Origin of the sequence: Paenibacillus silviterrae, from assembly GCF_030167925.1 — a bacterium.
In the GTDB taxonomy this organism is placed as follows: Bacteria; Bacillota; Bacilli; order Paenibacillales; family NBRC-103111; genus Paenibacillus_G; species Paenibacillus_G silviterrae.
On record NZ_JASKUT010000002.1, the window covers coordinates 163580 to 184727 of the forward strand.

Annotated in this window: 13 protein-coding genes; 10 read left to right on the plus strand and 3 right to left on the minus strand. The window is 49.6% G+C overall.

Annotated elements, in window-relative coordinates; translation table 11 throughout:
• Positions 1 to 331: 331 nt before the first annotated feature.
• The 7 genes from QMO62_RS24570 to QMO62_RS24600 all read left to right on the plus strand — a co-directional run bounded on the left by QMO62_RS24570 (position 332) and on the right by QMO62_RS24600 (position 11583).
• Positions 332 to 1651: an ABC transporter substrate-binding protein gene (locus QMO62_RS24570; protein WP_284645138.1), complete on the plus strand. Its 1320-nt coding sequence runs from the start codon at positions 332 to 334 to the stop codon at positions 1649 to 1651.
• Between the two features lie 78 nt (positions 1652 to 1729).
• On the plus strand, positions 1730 to 2620 hold the full coding sequence (locus QMO62_RS24575) for a carbohydrate ABC transporter permease (protein ID WP_284645139.1): 891 nt from the start codon (positions 1730 to 1732) through the stop codon (positions 2618 to 2620).
• Between the two features lie 32 nt (positions 2621 to 2652).
• Positions 2653 to 3525, plus strand: coding sequence for a carbohydrate ABC transporter permease (locus tag QMO62_RS24580; RefSeq protein WP_284645140.1), 873 nt, complete (start codon positions 2653 to 2655; stop codon positions 3523 to 3525).
• Positions 3526 to 3532: 7 nt separating this feature from the next.
• Entirely contained in the window at positions 3533 to 4936 is a 1404-nt protein-coding gene (locus tag QMO62_RS24585; protein WP_284645141.1) for a sulfatase family protein, read from the plus strand.
• A 39-nt stretch (positions 4937 to 4975) separates the two neighbouring features.
• Positions 4976 to 6097 carry a glycoside hydrolase family 88 protein gene (locus QMO62_RS24590; protein WP_284645142.1) on the plus strand — a complete coding sequence of 374 codons (1122 nt, stop codon included), beginning with the start codon at positions 4976 to 4978 and terminating at the stop codon, positions 6095 to 6097.
• A 195-nt stretch (positions 6098 to 6292) separates the two neighbouring features.
• Complete coding sequence (locus QMO62_RS24595; protein ID WP_284645143.1) at positions 6293 to 10882, plus strand: polysaccharide lyase family 8 super-sandwich domain-containing protein; 4590 nt, start codon at positions 6293 to 6295, stop codon at positions 10880 to 10882.
• Complete coding sequence (locus QMO62_RS24600; RefSeq protein ID WP_284645144.1) at positions 10879 to 11583, plus strand: S-layer homology domain-containing protein; 705 nt, start codon at positions 10879 to 10881, stop codon at positions 11581 to 11583. Before QMO62_RS24595 ends, QMO62_RS24600 begins: the two co-directional genes overlap by 4 nt.
• Before the next feature lie 86 nt (positions 11584 to 11669).
• Here the strand turns inward: QMO62_RS24600 and QMO62_RS24605 are convergent, their stop codons facing one another.
• Both QMO62_RS24605 and QMO62_RS24610 read right to left on the minus strand, forming a co-directional pair.
• The gene (locus QMO62_RS24605; RefSeq protein ID WP_284645145.1) at positions 11670 to 12353 is read right to left on the minus strand and encodes a response regulator transcription factor; all 684 of its coding nucleotides are present in this window, start codon (positions 12351 to 12353) and stop codon (positions 11670 to 11672) included.
• 39 nt (positions 12354 to 12392) lie between these two features.
• Positions 12393 to 13871, minus strand: a complete 1479-nt coding sequence (locus QMO62_RS24610) for a sensor histidine kinase (protein ID WP_284645146.1) — start codon at positions 13869 to 13871, stop codon at positions 12393 to 12395.
• Positions 13872 to 14097: 226 nt separating this feature from the next.
• On the opposite strand from QMO62_RS24610, the gene QMO62_RS24615 reads away from it, so the two are divergent.
• Positions 14098 to 17163, plus strand: a complete 3066-nt coding sequence (locus tag QMO62_RS24615; RefSeq protein WP_284645147.1) for a chondroitinase family polysaccharide lyase — start codon at positions 14098 to 14100, stop codon at positions 17161 to 17163.
• Between the two features lie 11 nt (positions 17164 to 17174).
• Here the strand turns inward: QMO62_RS24615 and QMO62_RS24620 are convergent, their stop codons facing one another.
• Positions 17175 to 18023, minus strand: coding sequence for a helix-turn-helix domain-containing protein (locus QMO62_RS24620; RefSeq protein ID WP_284645148.1), 849 nt, complete (start codon positions 18021 to 18023; stop codon positions 17175 to 17177).
• Between the two features lie 101 nt (positions 18024 to 18124).
• Between QMO62_RS24620 and QMO62_RS24625 the strand changes: the two genes are divergently transcribed.
• The gene (locus QMO62_RS24625) at positions 18125 to 19519 is read left to right on the plus strand and encodes a sulfatase family protein (RefSeq protein WP_284645149.1); all 1395 of its coding nucleotides are present in this window, start codon (positions 18125 to 18127) and stop codon (positions 19517 to 19519) included.
• 46 nt (positions 19520 to 19565) lie between these two features.
• Positions 19566 to 21077, plus strand: a complete 1512-nt coding sequence (locus QMO62_RS24630) for a sulfatase family protein (RefSeq protein WP_284645150.1) — start codon at positions 19566 to 19568, stop codon at positions 21075 to 21077.
• Positions 21078 to 21148: the final 71 nt, after the last annotated feature.

The following is a 21148-nucleotide window of genomic DNA, read 5'->3' on the forward strand; positions in this document are numbered from 1 at the left end:
ATGACTGTGGAATACCCTTCTTCTTATTTTGGTAAAAACAAAAAGAAACCAATCCTTGGTAAAATGGAAGTGTCGAGCAACCATTGGAAGGAAGGGTTTCTTTGTTTTTTCATAATACCTCGGATTAGCCTATTGTACCTGCCCCGTTCCCTCTAGATGATATCCGCACCCCGCTGAATTGATTCATAGGGCTGTATCGAACCAATCATTCCAGCTAACGGGAGGCTGCTCGGATGGGGGAATAAAACATTCATCTTACTGACTATGGCGAACCTGAGTATAATTCAAAATAGAAACAGCAAATCACTATATACAAAAGGGTGTGTGTCCATTGAGTAAAAAGATTTGGAGTCTAGCCGTAACAGCTTCTCTTGCTACAGGTTTACTGGCTGGTTGTGCAAGTTCACAGCCATCCGCCGGACAAACAGGATCCACTCCATCAGGCGATAAGCCGGCCGCAGTCAGCTTAAAGGTAACGGTATTACCCGATGATTTGGAAACCTTTAAGGCTGCATATGCCGAGTTTAGCAAGGAAAACCCTTCCATACAAGCGACCTTTGAATCCATTCCTCAGCAGCAGTATTATGAGAAGATTCGCCTGCAGCTTTCAACGGGGGAAGCGATCGATTTGTTCGGGGGTAACATGGACGTGTTCCTGGACACAGGAGTGCTGGAGCCCTTGGATGAATACATCAAAAAGGGAAATGTCGATGTGTCCGGCTATGGCCCGCTGTATGATTCCTTAAAGGTAAATGATAAAATTTACGGTCTTCCATACCGCAAATCCAACTGGATGCTTTTCTATAATAAAACGTTGTTTGATCAGGCTAATGTCCCCTATCCCAAAGCGGATATGACCTGGAATGAATTCAGAGATTTGGCGAAAAAGATGACAAAGGGTGAAGGGGCAAACAAGGTATATGGCGCGTTTCTGCATCCGTGGGCCCAAACCTGGTATATTCAAGCCGTTCAAACAGGAGCCTCCATTATTGATAAGGATTTAACGCCGTTTAAGAAAGCGCTCCAATTCCGCTTGGACATGGAGAAGGACGGGTCGATCATGGGCTGGTCGGAGCAGATTACGACGTCCGCTCATTACAATTCCGCTTTCCAAAAAGGAAATGTGGCAATGAACCTGATCGGCGATTGGCATGTAGCACAGCTTAGACTGGCGGAAGCTGAGAAGAAAATCAGCTTTGACTGGGATGTGGTCCCAATCCCTCATCCGGAGGGTGTTGCTCCGAATACCAGCTTGGCCACTCCGGTATCGCTCATGCTGAATAAGAACTCCAAGCATAAGGAGGAAGCCTTTAAGCTGCTGCAGTATTTGTCCGGCGCGAAGGGTGCGAAGCATTTTGCGGCAAAGGGCTTCCTAACCGGTTTCATCAATGATGAAATCCGCAAAGCGTATATTGGCGACGGCTCGCAAAAGCCGAAGAACATTCATTACTTCGTAGAGCAGAAGGAATATCCGGAATATCCGCTTCTTCCGGGAGTTAAGAACATTCTGGTCAACAACATATATAAGCAAGAGGGAGAAATGGTGTTCACGAAAGCGCAAACGGTCGATCAAGCGATTCAAAATATTGGACAGCGTGTAGAGAAGGAATGGGCCGAGAAATACAGCAAGGACTTTAAAGTGAAAAAATAATTAGACATGATGGGGACAGTCGAATTTCGCCATATCGGTTCAGCGAAATTCGACTGCTTCTTCCTTAGGGGTGAGCGCATGAGAGACACGAGCAGACAAACACGCCGCAATCGGGTAATCGGTTACACATTTTTGCTTCCGAATATTATCGGCTTCCTTATGTTCATATGTATTCCGGTGGTAGCATCTTTTTTAATGAGCTTTACAGAATGGAATGGCTTCGGTGAAATTGAGTTTATCGGCTTATCCAATTACATGCGATTGTGGGAAGACGAAACCTTCCGCATTTCATTGCTCAATTCTTTGATTATGACGGGTGTCTCCGTACCGGCCACTTTGCTGCTTGCCATTCTGGCGGCCGTTGCCCTTAATAAAGGGATCAAAGCGGTAAAGCTGTTTAGAACAGCAATCTTTTTGCCTCATATTACAGCGACAATCGCAGTAGCTGTCGTTTGGCAGCTGCTTTATAATCCGACGATGGGACCGATTAACGGAATGCTCCGAAGCCTGGGAATCGATGAGCCTCCAACCTGGCTTGCCTCCTCGCAGTGGGCTCTTATTTCGGTCATTATCGTAAGTATATGGCATTCGATCGGTTACTATATGATCTTATATTTAGCGGGACTTCAGGGAATTCCTAAAGATCTTTATGAGGCTGCCGAAATTGATGGGGCCGGTAAGGTCTCGCAGTTTAGGAATATCACACTGCCTATGCTCTCTCCTGTTATTTTCTTTACAGTCATTATAGGCATCATTAACTCCTTTAAAGTATTCGACCTCATCTTCGTTTTGACCAAGGGGGGGCCGGGAAGATCTACGCATGTTCTCGTATATGATATTTATCATACGGCGTTTCAACGCTTCGAATATGGCTATGCTTCGGCTATGGCGTATGTGCTGTTCACCATTATCCTTATTATTACGGTGATTCAATTCCAAGGACAAAAACGTTGGGTGAACTACTCCTAGCGGAGGTTACGATAGAGAAAGGGGAAGTCAAGTTGCGAACAATTACAGAGCCCAGAGCCATTCTCGTCGGCAGAAGGACCCCCGTGGGGACGATTATAGGTAAAATTCTTTTGTATGCTGTGATTATTGCCGTCTCTGCTTCAATGGTTGTACCTTTTCTATGGATGCTGTCGGCATCCTTGAAATCGGAGGGGGAAATCTTCAGCTTCCCAATCCAGTGGATACCGAGCGAGTTTTTCTGGTCCAACTACAAGAAGGTTTGGACGGAAATCCCTTTTTTTACCTATTATCTGAACACGATTAAAATTGCTGTGGTTACGACGCTGCTGCAGGTCATTACTTGCTCCACTGCCGCCTATGCCTTCTCGAAGGTCAGGTTTCCTGAGAGGGATAAGCTGTTTTTCCTTTATATAGCGACAATGATGGTACCTTATCAGGTGATGATGATCCCTCAGTTTATCCTGATGAAAAATTTTGGATTAATGGATTCCCACTGGTCGCTTATTTTACTTGGCGCCTTCAGTCCGTTCGGTGTTTTCTTGTTCCGGCAGTTTTTTATGTCGATTCCGGAGGAGCTTTCGGAGGCGGCACGAATTGACGGATTGAGTGAGTTTGGCATTTACGCGCGAATTATTTTGCCGTTAATCAGACCTGCCATCGCAAGCTTGACGATTTTTACGTTTATGCATTCTTGGAATGATTTTCTTGGCCCGTTGATTTATTTGAATTCGGACCATTTATTTACGCTCCAGCTAGGGATGCAGCATTTCCAATCCGAGTATGCAACGGAATATGGACCCTTGATGGCAGCTGCTGTATGCGCCATTATTCCTACGATTATCGTATATTTCCTAGCCCAAGATCACTTCGTTGAGGGGATATCGGCTGGCGCAGTGAAAGGATGACGAACAGATGAAGCCTAATATCATTTATCTATTCGCCGATCAGTGGAGAAAGCATGCCGTGGGCTTTATGGGAGAAGACCCGGTAATCACCCCCCACATCGACCGTTTTGCTAAGGAAAGCCTGATGTTCGAGCACGCACTTTCCTGTACGCCGTTGTGCTCCCCCCATCGTGCAGCGCTAATGACTGGGAAGTATCCCCAATCGAACGGAGTATACACCAATTGTAAAATCGGCGCTCCGATCATGCTGAGCCCGGAAGAGGTATGTATCGGCGATGTGCTGAAGGCAGAGGGATATCGGACGGGATATATCGGGAAGTGGCATCTTGATTTGCCGGAGCAGAATGTCTCTGAAGAGCCGTTGTCCGGTGCCAGAGATTGGGATGCGTATACTCCGCCTGGACCGAAGAGACACGGCTTCGATTTCTGGTATTCCTACGGAGCTTACGACCATCATCTGGAGCCGCATTATTGGCGGAACACCCCGGAAATGATTCATGTCAAGCAATGGTCTCTCGAGCATGAGACTGATGTAGCTATTGACTATATCCAAACCCATGCCTGCGGTGAAAAGCCCTTTGCTTTATTTGTTTCCTGGAATCCGCCGCATAGCCCGTTTGAGCTCGTACCGGATAAGTACAAGAGGCTATACGAGGGACGGGACCTGCCCATGCGCCCCAATGTGAAGCCCGAGCAGCTTGCTGCGCATACGGGGGAGCCGTTTGAAAGCGGGGAGGCTGCGCTGCGCCGATATATGCGTGATTACTACGCTGCGATATCGGGCTTGGACGAACAGTTCGGCAGAATATGGGAAGAAGTACGTAGGCTTGGTCTGGAAGAGAATACGCTGATCGTACTCTCATCAGATCATGGAGAGCTCATGGGGTCACATGGATTCATGGCTAAACATTCGTGGCATGAGGAATCGATTGCGATACCTTGTCTAATGCATTGGCCTGGGACGATAAAGGCGGGGCGTACGGATTTGCTATTTAATAGTGTAGACATTATGCCTACGCTGCTAGGACTTGCGGGGATTCCAGTTCCCGCTGCTGCAGAGGGGATTGACGTATCCTGCGAAATACGGGGCGAACGCCAGATGGATATTGCTTCGGCATTCATCTGTGCATTTCCAGGAAGAAAGGACGCCATGGAGCAGTTTACCGCCCAGGGCTTGGATAACCGTCAATTCGGATGGAGAGGCATCCGTACCAAACGTTACACTTATGTGGTACACAAGGGCTACCTGCCTGGCGCGAAGGCTGAGCGTCTTCTGTATGATAACGAGCAAGATCCTTATCAGATGAATCCGCAGGTGATTGGGGAGGTACCGGGGGAGGGCTTAGCTCGCTTGCTGGAGCAAGAGCTGAGGAACTGGCTTGAGCGCACAAGAGATCCCTTCATTTTGTAATAAACCGTCTACAATACAAGTCTATGAGGAGGGATTTCCATGTGGAGAGAGGCAATAGAGGATGCGGTCGGCAAAATCCGCAGGAACCTTGAACAGAATGGACCACGGTTTCCGCATATTACGAACGAGAAGCGTTACGAGTGGTCGGCTAATGAGGATTGGATCGAGGGATTTTACACAGGAATGGTATGGCTTTGTTATGAGTACAGCCACGATACGTTTTTTCAAGAGCAAGCACGGCATCAGGTAGAGAATTTTCGTCAAAGGCTAGAGCAGCGGATTTGCTTGGAGCATCACGATATCGGTTTTCTTTATGGGCTATCGGTACTGGCAAAATGGATTGTGGAGCGGGATGAGGAAGCACGTAGGCTATCCGTTGCGGCGGCCGATCACCTATTAGGCAGATGGCGTGGGAAGGGGGGCTTCCTGCAAGCATGGGGTCCTGAAGATGACGAGCGGAACGGAGGCCGCATCATCATCGATTGCCTCATGAATCTCCCCTTATTGTATTGGGCATCTGAAACAACCGGTGATCCGGTCTATCGGGAGGTCGCCTGGAAGCAAGCCGAACTCTCGAGGAGATATCTGGTTCGTGGCGACGACAGCTCTTATCATACGTTCTACTTCAATAGGGAAAACGGTCATCCGATTGGCGGAGGTACGCATCAGGGCTATCAGGACGGATCGACATGGACGCGTGGACAAGCTTGGGGTATCTATGGCTTCGCCCTTTCATACCGTTATTCGGGAGACGAGGCATTCCTTAGGACGTCGAAGCGAATGCTTCATTATTATCTCGAGCATTTACCTGAGGACCATGTGCCGTATTGGGATTTTGACGTTCCGGTCGATGAGAACACAAGCAGAGACAGTTCAGCTGCGGCGATTGTCGCTTGTGGTATGCTGGAATTGTTGGAACTGCTGCCTGCAGGCGATCAGGATCGGGAGTGGATCTCTGCGGGACTTGAACGGACGATGGATTCCCTTGTTAAGCATTATGCGACCATTGGGGAAACTTCGGAAGGCTTGCTGAAGCACGGCTCGTACCATGTGAGAGGCAACAATGGATTGGATGACTACATGATTTGGGGCGACTATTATTACTTGGAGGCGTTGATGCGCCTGGAGCGCTCTGTGCCGGGCTACTGGTATGAGCGCTAACCGTGTAGCAACGGGCGGATGAGCAGGATACGTACAGGGGGAATAAAACTTTCACCTTCTGTACGTTTACTGCTTTTTTGTATAATGAACCAAGAACGGATGATTATGAAATACGGTTAGGAGGATAGAAGATTAAATGACAACGCTTACATGCTGTGAGTGAAGAGCAATTCTAAATAACTTAAGGAGGTCGCTATGAATCGATCGATGAAACGGATTTTGGCCGGTTGGATGGCCATGGTTATGATCATCTCGACGTTGATTCCGGTAATGGGAGAGGAGTCCCGGGTTAATGCCGCAGGCACGATTCACGTGAGTGTGAATTACGATGAAGGCGGTATTGCCAAGAATACAAAACTATATAGTGGGAACACCTATACCGGAAGCGTTGGGGGAGGCTGGGGCATATATAATTCGGCTGCGAATACGGACTACCTCATTATTGAGAATGCGCCTGAACGAAGCGATTATAGTCTGAAGATGGTTGCCAATACCAAGAATCTCAATACCGGACGAAACAATCTGGGCGGATCGACCTCAGGAAGCACAGGGATCGGCGGCAAGCTCGTGTTTGAAGCTTCGATGTATATGAATAGCACCGGGCACAAAAGAGAGCTTCAATTCCGTAGCCTGAACGCGCCGGTTCCGTCAACCGCAACAACGAATGTGTTCGTTCTTACCTTCGATGAATCGGGAAATATTAAGGGAGCAAATAACCAGATTATGGCGGGCTATCAAGCGGGTACATGGTACCGATTGAAGCTGTTCGTAGACAATGATGCGAAGAAAATTACTTATTTCGTGGACGATGCGTATATAGGAGAGGCTACGCTTCCCACGGGTTGGTTAAATATCAGACACATATACTTGTATGAATCCTTTAAGAATGGGGTTCAAGGTGAATGGATTATTGACGATCTGAAGCTTTCTGATTATGTACCGGTGACAGGTCTTGAGGTCCTCCCCGATTCGATTCAATTGCAGGAATCGGAAAGCAGTATTCTAACGGCTTCGACAATACCGGAGGATGCTTCCGATCGACGGATGCTGTGGAGCGCTGCCGACCCTTCCGTAGCTTCGGTTACTTACGGTACGCTCCTTGCGCTTAAGGAAGGACAGACTACTGTAACGGTCAGTACTTATGAAGGGAATTATCAGAAAACGATACCGGTCTCCGTGATAAAACCGGTGGCGCTTCAGAGTATATCGCTCCCAAGCCAGATTACTTTGGCGGAAACAACCGTGAAAGCGCTTGAACCGGTTTTTCAGCCTGATAACGCCGTGAACAAAAAGCTCATCTGGAGTTCCTCCAATCCGAATGCAGCTACAGTTGACTCCAACGGTGTCATAACCGCAGTAGCCGCAGGAAGTGCAACCATTATGGCTGTCTCCGAGTCGAACGGAACCATCACAGCTTCAACGAATGTTACGGTTACCGCACTTATTCCGGTTACAAGCATCAGCCTGCCTAACCCGCCGACAGTAATGACGAAGTATGATAGCTTCAAGCTGTCCGCCGTTATCACTCCTGCCAATGCAACGGATTCATCACTTACTTGGCTATCCGAAAGCCCTGATGTCGTCAGTGTAGATTCCATTGGCAATCTGAAGGCACTGAAGGCAGGGACAGCCCGGATTGTTGCGAGATCGACGAACGGCATAGAGGCCTCTGTTTTAATAGAAGTAGTTGCGCCTGTGCCCAACGATCCCTTGGAATATGATAAGCTCAGAATTCGCTGGAAGGAAACCTTAACGGGCAAAGCGAATCTGGATCCTGCTATAGAAAGCGTCAAGAACATTATTGACGATAGAGCTTCAGTAGCGCAAACCTACTGGAGCAGTATGCAATTCATCGATGGCAGCAAAACGCTGTGGGCGGATGTGCCGTCCTCGGTTACCGATTCCGCTTTCGTGAATACCCACTACACGCGACTTAGGGCTATGGCTCTTGCTCATGAAACGAAGGGCTCCCATCTGTATCACAATCCGGCGCTTAAGGAGGATATTGTGCGGGCCATGGATTGGATGCTCGACAATATTTATACCGATACGGGCCTTGAATTTGGGAATTGGTGGAACTGGGATATAGGTTCTCCAAACCGGCTGGCGGATATTCTCATCTTACTGTACGACCATTTGACGCCGCAGCAAATTTTAAGAAACACCGCGAGCATCGACCATTACATTGGGGATATTACCGCACCTACCTTTCATCATGTCGGAGCGAATCGATCGGATATCATGTTCATTCAAACGAGATTGGGTCTCGTTGAGAAAAACTATGACCGGCTGATTCAGGCGCGAGACGGATTGACTCCTCTCTTTGAGTATGTGACGTCGGGCGACGGCTTCTACGAAGACGGCTCCTTTATCCAGCACAACATTGTCCCTTACACGGGCAGCTACGGCGAGGTTCTGATTCAAGGTATGGGCAATCTGCTGCTGTTATTAAACGGAAGCTCATGGGAGCCGGTTGTTCCCGGATTGCGGAATGTGTACCGCTGGATTGAAGAGGGCTTTGCTCCTGTCATGTATAAAGGTCAAATCATCGACATGACACGCGGACGGGCGATTGTACGAGGAACAAGAGGGGATGGGTATTACTCTGCTAAAAACATATTGGTCGGCATCGCGCGTATTGCTCAATCGGCCCCGGAGGATAAAGCAGCCGAGCTGAAGGCTTTCATCAAGCATCACATGATGTATCAGCTTGAACGGGGATTGACTTATTATGAGCTTCCGTTAGATTTGGCTGACACAATCAAAGCCTGGGTTGAAGATCCGACTATTGTTCCTCTAGAGGTACTCCCTGAGCATTATGAGTTCAATGCTATGGCCCGAAGCGTTCATCGGGGTGACGGTTATTTGTTCGGTGTCAGCAAGAGCTCGAAGAGAATAGCAACCTATGAGCTTACTAACGGTGAAAATCCGAAGGGCTGGTACACCGGGGACGGAATGACCTACCTGTATAATGACGATATGTCCCAATACACCGAGAACTATTGGGAGACTATCGATTGGTACCGGTTACCGGGAACAACGGTCGTTGTTCGGCCGAGACATACGGACCATTATCAGTATGGTGACGGCGAATCTGCGGCTGCGAACTCATGGGCAGGCGGTGTCACGCTGGGCAAATATGGTATCTCAGGGATGAACCTGATCCAGGGCGGCACGCAGCTGAAAGCAAATAAATCATGGTTCGCCTTTGACAATGAGATCGTTGCCTTAGGCTCCGGTATTACAAGTACCGATAACAAGACAGTTGAGACGATCGTGGAGCAGCGCAAGCTGAAAGCTGACAATTCGAATGAGCTTTATGTTAATGGAGATTTGAAGACGGGATTGTTCAATGAGGAATGGCTACCGAACCCGAACTGGTTGCATCTGCAAGGCAATGTGACCGGCGCGGAGACAGGATATGTATTCCCGGGAAATCAATCGCTTAAGCTCTCTCGTAAAGAACAGACGGGCAGAAGCTCAGATATTAATCTTAGCAATCCGCCTAGCTCCACCATACCTACTGAGCTTTTGAAGAATCATTTTATGACTCTGTGGTTGGATCATGGCTCTAATCCTACGAACGATTCCTATGAGTATGCAGTTCTGCCGAACGCAGGCAAGGATACAACGGCGGCTTATGCCTCCTCGCCCGATTACACCGTCCTAGCGAATACTGAAGCCGTCCATGCGGTTCGGGAAAATAAGCTGGGGATGACGGGCTTCAATTTCTGGAAGGACGAAGCGGTAACGGTTGGAGGGCTGACTTCAACCCGCAAGGCATCCGTTATGCTGAAGGAAAATAAGTATACGGGTCATTATGAAATGGCTGTAGCCGATCCCACATTGGAAAACCAAGGCTTCATCGAGCTGGAGTGGGATAAATCGGCAACAAGCGTGCTCAGCAAGGATGCTCGAATTGAGATTGTCCAGCTTGCTCCTACAGTAAAAATCAAGGCACATGTGAAGGACACCATGGGCAAGTCCCTCCTCTTCGCCTTCCAAGCGGAGCCGGTGCCGGACGATGTGGCTCCAACATGGCGGGAAGGGAGCGCAGCTTCCTTATCGGATGTGACTTCAACTGCAGCGACTCTGTCATGGACTCCTGCAGAGGATAATCTGCGGGTATCTGCCTACCGGATCCAATGGGGGGCTCAGCAGTCCGTTACGGTGTCAGGCGATGTGTATTCCTTACGGATGGACGGCTTATCCCCTGACACGAATTACTCCTTCGAGGTGAAGGCGGGGGATCAGGCGGGGAACTGGAGCGCAGCAGCGCTGCAGGTAAGCGGTACGACTCAGGCTGCTCCTGTCGATCCAGGAACCAACCCGGGTACGCCAACAGTTCCGGGTACGAATCAGGATGGAGACACGGGTACGGAAACAGAGACGCCACAAACCCAACCTGGGACAGCGGCAGAGCAGAAGGCAGTTATGAAGGTGGAGAATGATAAAGCCATCATCGAGCTGGGTTCAAGTGAGAAGTCGGTTTCCGTAAAGGCTTCGGAGATTGCGAATATCACATTGCAGGTTGTCAATAAAATGGCACGGATTGTTATAGCACCGGAAGCGGTCCGGCAGCTCCTGAAGGCATCGTCTAAAGATGGAAGTAAAGAAACCGTCGAGGTTGCAGTACAGCCGATCGTCGATTCCTTTGCTCTTGAGGGAGCAAAAGATCCTTCCGCACAAACGAAGAGAGCAAGCCAGGCGGTAAAGATAGACGTCACCCTTCAATCCGAAGGGAACCGAATCGGACTAACAGGGTCTCGCTGCCGTTTGAAATGAACGGCGTGGATCGGGAGCTTCTAGGCGTATATCGTTATGACGAAGCAAACAGGATTTGGGTTTATGTAGGCGGGGAACTGGATACGATCGCACAAACGGCAGTGTTTCATCCGGATCGGCTTGGGATCTTCGCGGTGCTGGAATATAACAAGAGCTATGAAGATGTACCGGAATCTCATTGGGCATTGCGCGCGCTTCAGGTTATGACGGCCAAACATATCATAGATGGTGTAACCGCTACATCGTTTCAGCCTGACGGCAAGACCACCAGAGCCCAGTTTACAGCGATGCTCGTTCGTTCGTTACAGCTGCAGCACCAAGAGATCAGCGTGACTAGATTTGAGGATGTTCCGGCAGAAGCTTGGTATGCCAAAGAAATTGCTGCTGCTTACCATGCCGGGTTGATATCCGGAGTAACGGAGCGCAGCTTTGATCCGAATGCTGAAATAACCCGCGAACAGATGGCTGTATTACTAGTAAGAGCCCATGAATATCGTAATGGCGAATACTCTTCCGGGACTAACGTTCTCGCCACCTATGCGGACCAAGAATCCGTTTCCGCTTGGGCCCAGGAAGAAGTGGGCAAGGCCATTGAGCTTGGTATGCTCACCGGACGGGAGGATGGGCAGTTTGATCCAGCCTCCGAGGCATTACGGTCTGAAACGGCACAAGCATTGTATCGTTTTCTTCAAAAAAAATAAATGATCGCAATGCAGTACAGTGAAAAAAACACACCATCGAAGAGCTACATGCTCTTTGATGGTGTGTTTTTCTTATGTGTGCCGTGTTACAGCTTCTTCAAGACCTCGAAGATCCGCAGTTCGTTAACTGAAGCGATGACATCAGCAATGCTGGATAGCTTAAACTTCTTGAGGATGCTGTTTATTTGCTTCTTGATGGTCTCATATTCGACGCTGCGCTCATCGGCGATTTGTTTTCGCGACCTGCCTTCGCACAACAACCGGAGCACCTGAAGCTCACTAGGCGTAAGCTCTGAAATGATCTGAATCACATACATTAAGCTGCTTTCAGCACGCTTGATTCTTGCAAACTCGCCTCTAATTTTCTCTGCTATCATTGGACGAATCGGAGATCGATTATGATAGGCGGAATAAATGGCATCGGTGATCTCTTCGTTTGTTGCCGTTTTTAGCAGGTAATCCACGATTCCGGTTTGAAAGGCGGAGAAAATAAAGTTCTCATCCTTGTGTACGGTAAGCATGATGATTTTGATATTTGGAAAATCCTCATTCATTTTTTTGGCAGCCTGAATGCCCGCGTATTGGTTTTCCATTTCGATATCCATAAGAACCACGTGCGGGTCGCTTTGCTCTGCCTGCTCGACTGCCATGACGCCGGAATCCGCGAATCCGACACATTCCATATCCTCTCTTTGGGCAATGACTCGCATTAGTCTTCTTCTGTGAGCTTCCATGTCATCCGCAATCAGAACTCGAATTTTATCTTTCATGTGTAAGTCCCCCTTTGTTTCACATGATAGAAAGAATCATTATTTTACTAGAGGTAAATAAATTGTAAACGTTGTACCTTTAGTGCTTTCGCTTTCCACTTCAATTTTACCGTCATGGGCTGTAACGATTTTGTGGCAGTAAGACAACCCGATCCCCCAGTTGTTAATCGATGATTTGGTGGTGAAGAAGGGGTCGAAGATGAGATCCAACACCTCTTCGGAGATACCGGGTCCGTTATCGGAAATACGAATGATCCCCCAGCCGTTCCTCTCCGTCGTTTCGATGGTGATCAGGCCGTTGTCCCGCATGGAGAGCGATTCGGCGGCATTCTCCAATATATTATACAGGGTTTCGCACATATGGTCGGGATCTAGATAAGAGAGAGAAAGTAATGGATCGGACGTATATCGAATGACGGCTGAATATTCCCTTCTATTTATGAGTTCCATCGCCATTCGGACGGGAACTTCAAGAGACAGCGGCTGCAGGTTCAGCTGGATGTGTTTGAGCTTATCTACAGCGTCGTTAATACTGCCTAAAGCGCTTTCGCATGATTTCAAAATCAAGTTTAAGGAGTAGGCCGTTTCTTCATCGGCCTTATGCAGCCCGCTTAAGTACTCGGCCTCGGAGCGAATCGCTATCAGATGATTTTTGGTGGCGTGCGTGAACGCTCTTGCCCCCATGGTTGCCGTATCGATACTTTTATTAATGCGCACGTCCCAGTTTTTACTGTACATCTCGATTGAGTTGAACTTATACAAGATCACAAAAGCTAGGATTAATGCCACATAGACGGCATAAGGAAGTACGGACAACACGAAAGTATTTGCGCCTAAGGGTGGTTGCAAATAATTGTAATACCCTTCCATATACGTAGGCTTAACAAGATTTTTTGGTGCCCAGGTGAACAGCAGAAGGTGAAGGGCTGTAATCGGTATAAGTCCAAGAATGTGATATAAGGTCAGATTTTTCAAAAACTTAATTTTGGGATAATAAATATAATAGCCCAGCAGCAGCCCGAAGGACACTAGAATGGTGATGTATTTGATGGCCTTAAACGACAGATTGACAGCATCAAATACTGTGGAATAGGATGCGTGGCTCTGCCACAGGATTTGGACATAGGGATCATACAGGATCATTTGAAGGACGAACAATACACAGCTGCACGTATAAAGTGCGGTTTTGATGCCGGGCTTAAGATTTCGGGTAAAGGACACGGCAAAGCATAGTAAGAAACAATGGAACAATATGACCCCACCGTTTAAGAAACGGATCAGCATGTTCGGATTGAACTTAATAAGCACAAGATAGTTCCAGGTCCCGGGACTGAAGTCAAATATCTTATTAATGGTATTAAAGTAATAATTAAATTTACTCAAATATAAGATATAGGCTATAAACGATAACACCCAACTAAAAATGATGCCATACATAAACTGGGTGGAGGAATAATTCAGCTTCTTGAAGGTCATGGTTATGGAAAAAAGCAGCATCAGTAAAATGATTATAATCATGCACTAACCTCCGGAAGGGCAAGTAAGAGGATCTACTGTCAGGATCGATCATGCAATTGTAAGCGCATATTGATCATATCAGATATAAATATCGGATGTAAATGATGAGATCGGTTTCATTGAACTAAGAAGACAAAGTGTTAAGCTTCGAATACATTGTGTCATTGTCGCATCGCGCCGGTGGCTATATACTTACGCTATTATTACTACGATTGGAGGGAGATGGATGAATAGCACAGTGTATTCGTTCGAGGACGGAGTTCCGACTATGTTCTCCGTTATCGGAGCAGGTCGGACCTACGTGACAGACCGGCACTTTATGGATGGCTCGCTTAGCTTGGCTTGGGAATACCGTGCAGGCTCGAAGCTGTCTATCAAGGGCCGTATCGGATTCGCGCCTTTCGTTGATAACCGGGTGAATCAAGCCCGAAGTACGTTTGCCGTGTGGGTATATAATGAACGCTCCTCAAAGGGGGGCTTGGTGTTTCAGTTCGGACGGGGCGAGCGGGTCGATTGTCAATTCGAATTCAAGCTGGCGTTTCAAGGGTGGAGAACCGCCTGGCTTACTTTCGAGCGAGATATGGAAGGCACGCCTCATCATGAGATGGATACGCTGACGATAGTTGCCCCTATTGACGAGGAGGGAGGGACTGTCTATTTCGATCAGATGGTCATGTCGACCCCCGTGGATCCGCGGCATCCTACACGGGACGAGCAGGTGCCTGTCGTGAATGTACGCGCCGACCGAGGTGCCAACAACCACTGGCTGAGCTTATACCGCTATTCCCGTCTAGAATCGATGGACAGGTCCGTAGCGGAAGCGACACGGGAAGAAACGGAGTTCATCTCCTCAAAATACGAGGAATATCTTCTAACTGATGAGGGTTCACCCCTTCCAAGAGTTGATCGCGGTGAACCCGATCTAATTCAGCTTGCCAGGCAGTTCTCCGCCTTCCGTATCGTCCGAAAGGACGGTCTTATTTCCGGCAGGCCGGTGCATTTGGTACATTTGGCCGATATTTATCCCTCCGAACGTCGGCACGAATTACTTACTTTGACTGACGCGGTAAACGTCAAGACATATACCGAGCTTATGTTCAAGATAGCGTTAGCATACAGACAGGTTAAGGTTGAAACGGAGCGCGAGAAGCTTCTGCAGATGTTCGCGGATGCGCTGGAGCATATGCTCGATCAAGGCTGGGCATACGGAAGCAGCCTCGGAACGGTTCATCACCTCGGTTACAATTTGCTTTGCTGGTATCCGGCGGTGTTTATAATGAAGGATATTCTGGCGCACCGACACGGCAGTCTGCTTAAACGAACACAGCAAGCGATGTACTGGTTCAGCGGAGCAGGTCGGATCTATATGGACACTGCCGAAATAGAGGGCAACATAGATATTTTCAATACAACGATAACTGGCATGCTGGCAAGCTTGCTGCTCATGGATGACCCCAAAGAACGAGGCGTGGCGCTTAGCGAATTCAGCCGTTGGTTAAGCCAATGCTTGCGTCCGGCGCCTGGCCTTAGAGCGGCACTGAAGATCGACGGGAGCGTATACCATCATGCAAATCATTATCCGGCTTATGGCGTCGGAGGCTTTAACGGCGTAGCTCCGATCGTCTATTTTTTGAGCGGGACGCGGTTCCGTATTGCATCGGACGCCCATAGAACACTGAACAAGGCGCTACTTGCGATGCGGCTCTATTCAAACAAATACGAGTGGCTTATCAGCTTGTCCGCGCGGCATCCCACGGGAACATGGGCGCTATCGCTTCCACCGTATAAATATATGGCTCTGGCTGGACGTCCGGAAGAAGACAGCGGATTGGATTATGAAATGGCAGCAGCTTATTTGCGGCTTTTGACGCCAGGACAAGACGAAGAATTTCGGCGCCGGCTCCTCGAGTGCGGCGTGCGTCCCGAGAAGGATCCTGAAGGCCACTGGGCCATGAACTACGCGGCACTTACGCTTCACCGCAGAGACAATTGGCTGGCTGGCGTCCGCGGTCACAGCAGGTACTTGTGGGCAAACGAGACGTACTCCGATTGCAACCTGTACGGCCGATACATTACGCATGGCCATTTGCAAATCATGAGTCAAGGCGACCCGGTTACCAATGCCGATAGCGGCTATGTGCCTGATGGATGGGATTGGAACCGCTGGCCCGGTACGACAACCGTTCGTTTGCCGATCGATCAGCTGCTTTCGGATGTGCGTAATGTCGATACATGGAGCGGCTATGAGGAAATGCTGCTGTCAGACGAAACGTTTGCAGGCGGTCTTTCGTTGGAGGAACGTAACGGCATGTTTGCCATGAAGCTGCACGAGCATCCGAAGTATGAAGGGACGCACCGGGCGCGTAAATCGTTTTTCTTCTTCGACAACCGCATCATTGCCTTGGGTTCGGATATTGAAAATGAGAACGAGCATTTGACGGAAACGACGCTGTTCCAATGTCATTTGCCTACCCGTGACGAGCCGATCTGGCACAGCCTGAAACCGTTACACGGGGCTGAGGAGGCCATCGCCATCAGGCAGTTTCCTTATAGCAACGTATCGGAAACGAAGGCGGGAGCTTGGATGATGGACAATAAAGGCAATGGATATTACGTGGCTGGGGGCCAAACGGTAGGAGTGTCGCGAGGGAAGCAAATTTCCCGGCATCAAAAAAACAGGTCCGTCACAGAAGGCGATTTTGCTGCAGCATGGCTCCAGCATGGAGTCGCTCCTAAGGAAGCCGAATATGAATACGCGATCGTCGTTAAAACGAATCCCACGCAGATGTCTGAGTTTGCCGCGAGGATGTCCGTCCCGGCCAAAGCGGCCTATAAAGTGATACAGAAAAACTATGATGCGCATATAGTCAAAGACAATGAAACGCAAACGACGGGTTATGCGTTGTTCGAGGCGGAGCGTGAAACAGCGGACGAGCTGCTGGTCTGTACCGATACCCCGTGCATGGCGATGATCCGCGAGCTTTCAGGCAATGCCGGGCTCGTTGTTAGTGCAGTCGACCCGGATTTAAGGCTTTACAGCGGCGTAGAGGCGGATCAATACGATGAAAATGGCGTGCGGCGGGAAGTAAGCGTTTATTCGCGAGCGTGGGTGCATGCCGAGAGTCAGCCACATCGATTGACCATTACGCTGCGAGGGTCTTGGACTGCAGCGGAGCCTGCTACGCGTGTTAAGGTACTTAACGGTGATGACCGTACGATACTGCAGTTCGAATGTAGGGACGGTCTGCCGATGGAAATTCGATTGGACTCTGCGGCGAACGGTTGCCTCTGACATGCCTCTTACTAGTCGTGCTTCCTGCGGAAATAGGTAGGAGGGCGGCCGAAGTAGGCGGCAAACGAGCGGGAGAATGATGCCGAGTCGGAATAGCTTAAGCTGAAAGCGATCTCCGTTACAGTGAGCGTCGTTTCTTTCAGCAGCCTCATCGCCTTCTCCATTTTCAGCTTTATCAAATATTGGACGGGCGAGAGGCCAACCTGCTCGGTAAACACTTTGGTGAAATAGGTGCGGTGAATGCCGACTTGACTGGCAACATGGCTGACACTAATCGGCTCTGAGTAATGGGCATCCATATATTCTATGCTTCGCTGCACCCAGTGCTTTTGGCGGCTATGTATGGACGTTGCCGCTAATAAATTGCCATGAAGCTGATCGAATAGCTGATAGATCAGACTCAGCACGCTGAGCTGAGTAGTCTTATCCTGAGCCGCCGCTCGCCACAGCTGTTGAAGAATCATTTCTGTCGAAGAAGAAAGCGCCCCTCTAGCAAATGGGAGATTCTCGGTGATGCCGAGCAGCTCGAGCAGCACGGGGGCTTGCGCCCCGGCAAAAGCAACCCAGGTCATTTCCACAACCGTTCGGGGATCGGCAGGGCGGTAGCTGAACGGCGTACCTGGCCAGAGACAAAACAAGTCTCCTTTTTCGAGGGCAATCGTTTGCTCTTTGTACTGCATATGAATCGTACCCGCCTGGATCAGGTGGAGACTGTAATAATCGATTGTTTTGGGACCGGCTAGGTAGTTCGGCTTCGTAAGGTTTTTACCGAGTCGCACCGGCCATAAATGTAATGACTGGGCAACCTTGTCGGGTGCAAAAAAAATATTTTGGGCAAATTCCTGCGCATATTCTTTCATTCTGCATGGTTCCCTCCTATTTAGAAATAAGTATAGCATACCGTGACCGAATTGAGCGTAAAGTTAGCCTTGGAATGTACAACGCTTAAAGGAGGCTAGATATGGCCAGCCGTCATGAAAATAGACCGAACATCCTGTTTATATTGTCCGATGATCAGGGAGCGTGGGCGATGCGGTGTGCTGGAAACCATGAAATCATCACCCCGAATCTGGACCGGCTTGCGGCAAGCGGCATAAGGTTTGACAATTTTTTCTGCACCTCACCGGTGTGTTCGCCAGCCCGCGCGTCTCTGTTGACCGGACGCATTCCGTCGCAGCACGGTGTTCATGATTGGATTAAGGAAGGGAACGTAGGGGACGGCGCGATTCGTTACTTGGACGGACAGACTTCCTACACGGAGCTGCTAAGCGCGGCTGGCTACGTGTGCGGCATTAGCGGCAAGTGGCATTTGGGCGACAGCGCCATCCCGCAAAAAGGATTTACTCACTGGTATGTACACGAGTCCGGGGGCGGGCCTTATTACAACGCGCCGATGATCCGCAACGGACAGCCGGAAGTTGAGCCCCGGTATTTGACTGAAGCGATAACAGACGATGCGCTCCAATTTTTGGACAAGCAGGACGATAGGACTCCGTTTTATATGAGCGTGAATTATACGGCACCACACAGCCCCTGGGTGGGGAATCATCCGCCTGAAATCGTGGCGCTTTACGACGACTGCCCTTTCGAAACATGCCCGCAGGAGCCGGCTCACCCGTGGACCATTCCGAACGCGCCGTGGGGTTCGAATGGGCGGGAAAATTTGAAGGGCTACTTTGCTGCCGTCACAGCCATGGACAAGCACATCGGCAGGTTGTTGGACCGGCTGGAGGAGAAAGGGCTAACAGAGAGTACACTTGTGGTGTTTATGGGGGATAACGGCTTTAGTTGCGGGCAGCACGGGTTCTGGGGAAAGGGCAACGGAACGTTTCCGCTGAACATGTACGACACTTCGGTGAAGGTACCGGCGATATTCAGCCATCCGGGTACCATTCCACAAGGGAGCGTCTGCTCCTCGCTGTTAAGCGGCTACGATGTTATGCCGACCCTGCTGGATTACGCGGGTATTAGAGAGGCGGCAGAGCCTTTAGCCCTTCCTGGGACGAGCTTTGCCGGGATTCTGCATGGAGCGCCTGGGCAGGATCGCGGTTCTGTATATGTATATGATGAGTACGGTCCCGTGCGAATGGTCCGCAGCCGTGATTGGAAGTATGTGCATCGGTACCCTTATGGGCCGAATGAGCTTTATCATCTAGCCTTGGACCCCGTGGAGCGACATAACCTGGTGGAAGACCCTGCACACATGGAACGAATCGCATCTATGAAGGCCGAGCTGGATACATGGTTCGTGCGATACGTTGATCCTTGCATGGACGGGATCCGCGAGCCGGTGAAGGGCGGCGGGCAAATCGGTCTAGCGGGGCTCGATAGCAGCGGAAGAAGGACTTTTCTATAGCTGCCCGGGGGAACAGACAACAACCGAAACCGAAAGGAACGATCATATGAAGAAGCCTAACATTCTGCTTATTACTAGCGATCAACAGCATTGGAATACGATCGGCGCGTTTAACGCCGAATTGCAAACGCCCCATCTTGACCGACTCGTACGCGAAGGGACCACTTTTACTCGTGCGTATTGCCCCAATCCAACGTGTACGCCAACGCGCGCTTCGATTGTTACGGGAATGTACCCGAGCCAGCACGGAGCATGGACGCTCGGCACGAAGCTGGCAGAGGACCAACAGACGGTAGGGGATTTGCTCTCTGCGCAAGGATACCGAACTGCACTCGTTGGCAAGGCGCATTTTCAACCCATCGGATCCACTGAGGAGTATTCCTCGTTAGAAGGCAGGGACAAGCTGCACGACTACGAATTTTGGAAATCATTCACCGGTCCTTACTATGGCTTCCAGCGAGCGGAGATGCTGCGAAACCATACGAACGAATGGCTTGTAGGTCAGCATTACGTGCTTTGGATGGAGGAAAAAGGGTTTGCGAACTGGCGAGATTACTTTACGTCCCCAACGGGAACAATGGATGAGAAGCAGCAGTTTGTATGGCCCATTCCCGAAGAATATCATTATAATACTTGGATTGCTGAGCGGACGAACGCCTTGATGAGAGAGTATGCAGAGGCTGAAGAGCCGTTCTTTATGTGGGCCAGCTTCCCGGACCCTCATCCACCATACCTCGCGCCTGAACCTTGGGCCGGAATGTATGACCCGGATAGCCTGACGATTCCGCATGGCAAAGCTGGAGAGCATGATGCTAACCCGCCGCATTTCGGCATGACGCAGCAGGCTAATCCCGATTTCAAAGCGTACAAGGAAACGGGCTTCGGCATTCACGGCTACCATTCCCATACAAATATGACACCGGAAGAACACAAAAAAGCGGTGGCCGTCTACTACGGAATGGTCAGCTTCATGGATAAATATATCGGTCGTATCCTTGATCAGCTCGATGCACTGGGAATTGCGGAGGAGACGATTGTCATTTTCACAACCGATCACGGTCATTTTTACGGACATCATGGGCTTCAGGCCAAGGGAGGCTTCCATTACGAAGACCTCATTCGTGTTCCGTTTATTGTCAAGTACCCGGGCCGCGTCCGGGAAGGAGCCGTTTCTGACTCCATGCAGTCTTTAGTCGATTTGGCACCGACGTTTCTTTCACTCGCCGGAACGCAGATTCCGCCGACCATGACGGGTGTCAATCAAACCGTCGTGTGGGAGAATCCCGAGACAACGGCGAGAGATCATATCATTTGCGAATTTCATCATGAGCCGACAACCATACACATGAAAACGTTCGTCGATCACCGTTACAAAATAACGGTGTACTATAATCAGACCTACGGCGAGCTGTTCGATCTTCAGGAGGACCCGGGTGAATGGCGCAATTTATGGAATGATCCGCAGTACGCCAGCCTGAAAAGCGAGCTGTTGCTGAAGTACATTTGGGCGGAGCTTGGCAAGGAGCCCATGCCGATGCAGCGCATATCGCATGCGTAGCTCGAAACAAGGGGAATAAAACTTTCCCCTTCTGCTCGAAAGACTGTTTATATATGATGATAGTAGCATGA

Bases quoted from the DNA above. Each gene is read 5' to 3' on its own strand.
- QMO62_RS24575 (WP_284645139.1), top strand. From the start codon at position 1,730: ATGAGAGACACGAGCAGACAAACACGCCGCAATCGGGTAATCGGTTAC.
- QMO62_RS24585 (WP_284645141.1), top strand. From the start codon at position 3,533: ATGAAGCCTAATATCATTTATCTATTCGCCGATCAGTGGAGAAAGCAT.
- QMO62_RS24590 (WP_284645142.1), top strand. From the start codon at position 4,976: ATGTGGAGAGAGGCAATAGAGGATGCGGTCGGCAAAATCCGCAGGAAC.
- QMO62_RS24595 (WP_284645143.1), top strand. From the start codon at position 6,293: ATGAATCGATCGATGAAACGGATTTTGGCCGGTTGGATGGCCATGGTT.
- QMO62_RS24600 (WP_284645144.1), top strand. From the start codon at position 10,879: ATGAACGGCGTGGATCGGGAGCTTCTAGGCGTATATCGTTATGACGAA.
- QMO62_RS24605 (WP_284645145.1), bottom strand. From the start codon at position 12,353: ATGAAAGATAAAATTCGAGTTCTGATTGCGGATGACATGGAAGCTCAC.
- QMO62_RS24610 (WP_284645146.1), bottom strand. From the start codon at position 13,871: ATGATTATAATCATTTTACTGATGCTGCTTTTTTCCATAACCATGACC.
- QMO62_RS24615 (WP_284645147.1), top strand. From the start codon at position 14,098: ATGAATAGCACAGTGTATTCGTTCGAGGACGGAGTTCCGACTATGTTC.
- QMO62_RS24620 (WP_284645148.1), bottom strand. From the start codon at position 18,023: ATGAAAGAATATGCGCAGGAATTTGCCCAAAATATTTTTTTTGCACCC.
- QMO62_RS24625 (WP_284645149.1), top strand. From the start codon at position 18,125: ATGGCCAGCCGTCATGAAAATAGACCGAACATCCTGTTTATATTGTCC.
- QMO62_RS24630 (WP_284645150.1), top strand. From the start codon at position 19,566: ATGAAGAAGCCTAACATTCTGCTTATTACTAGCGATCAACAGCATTGG.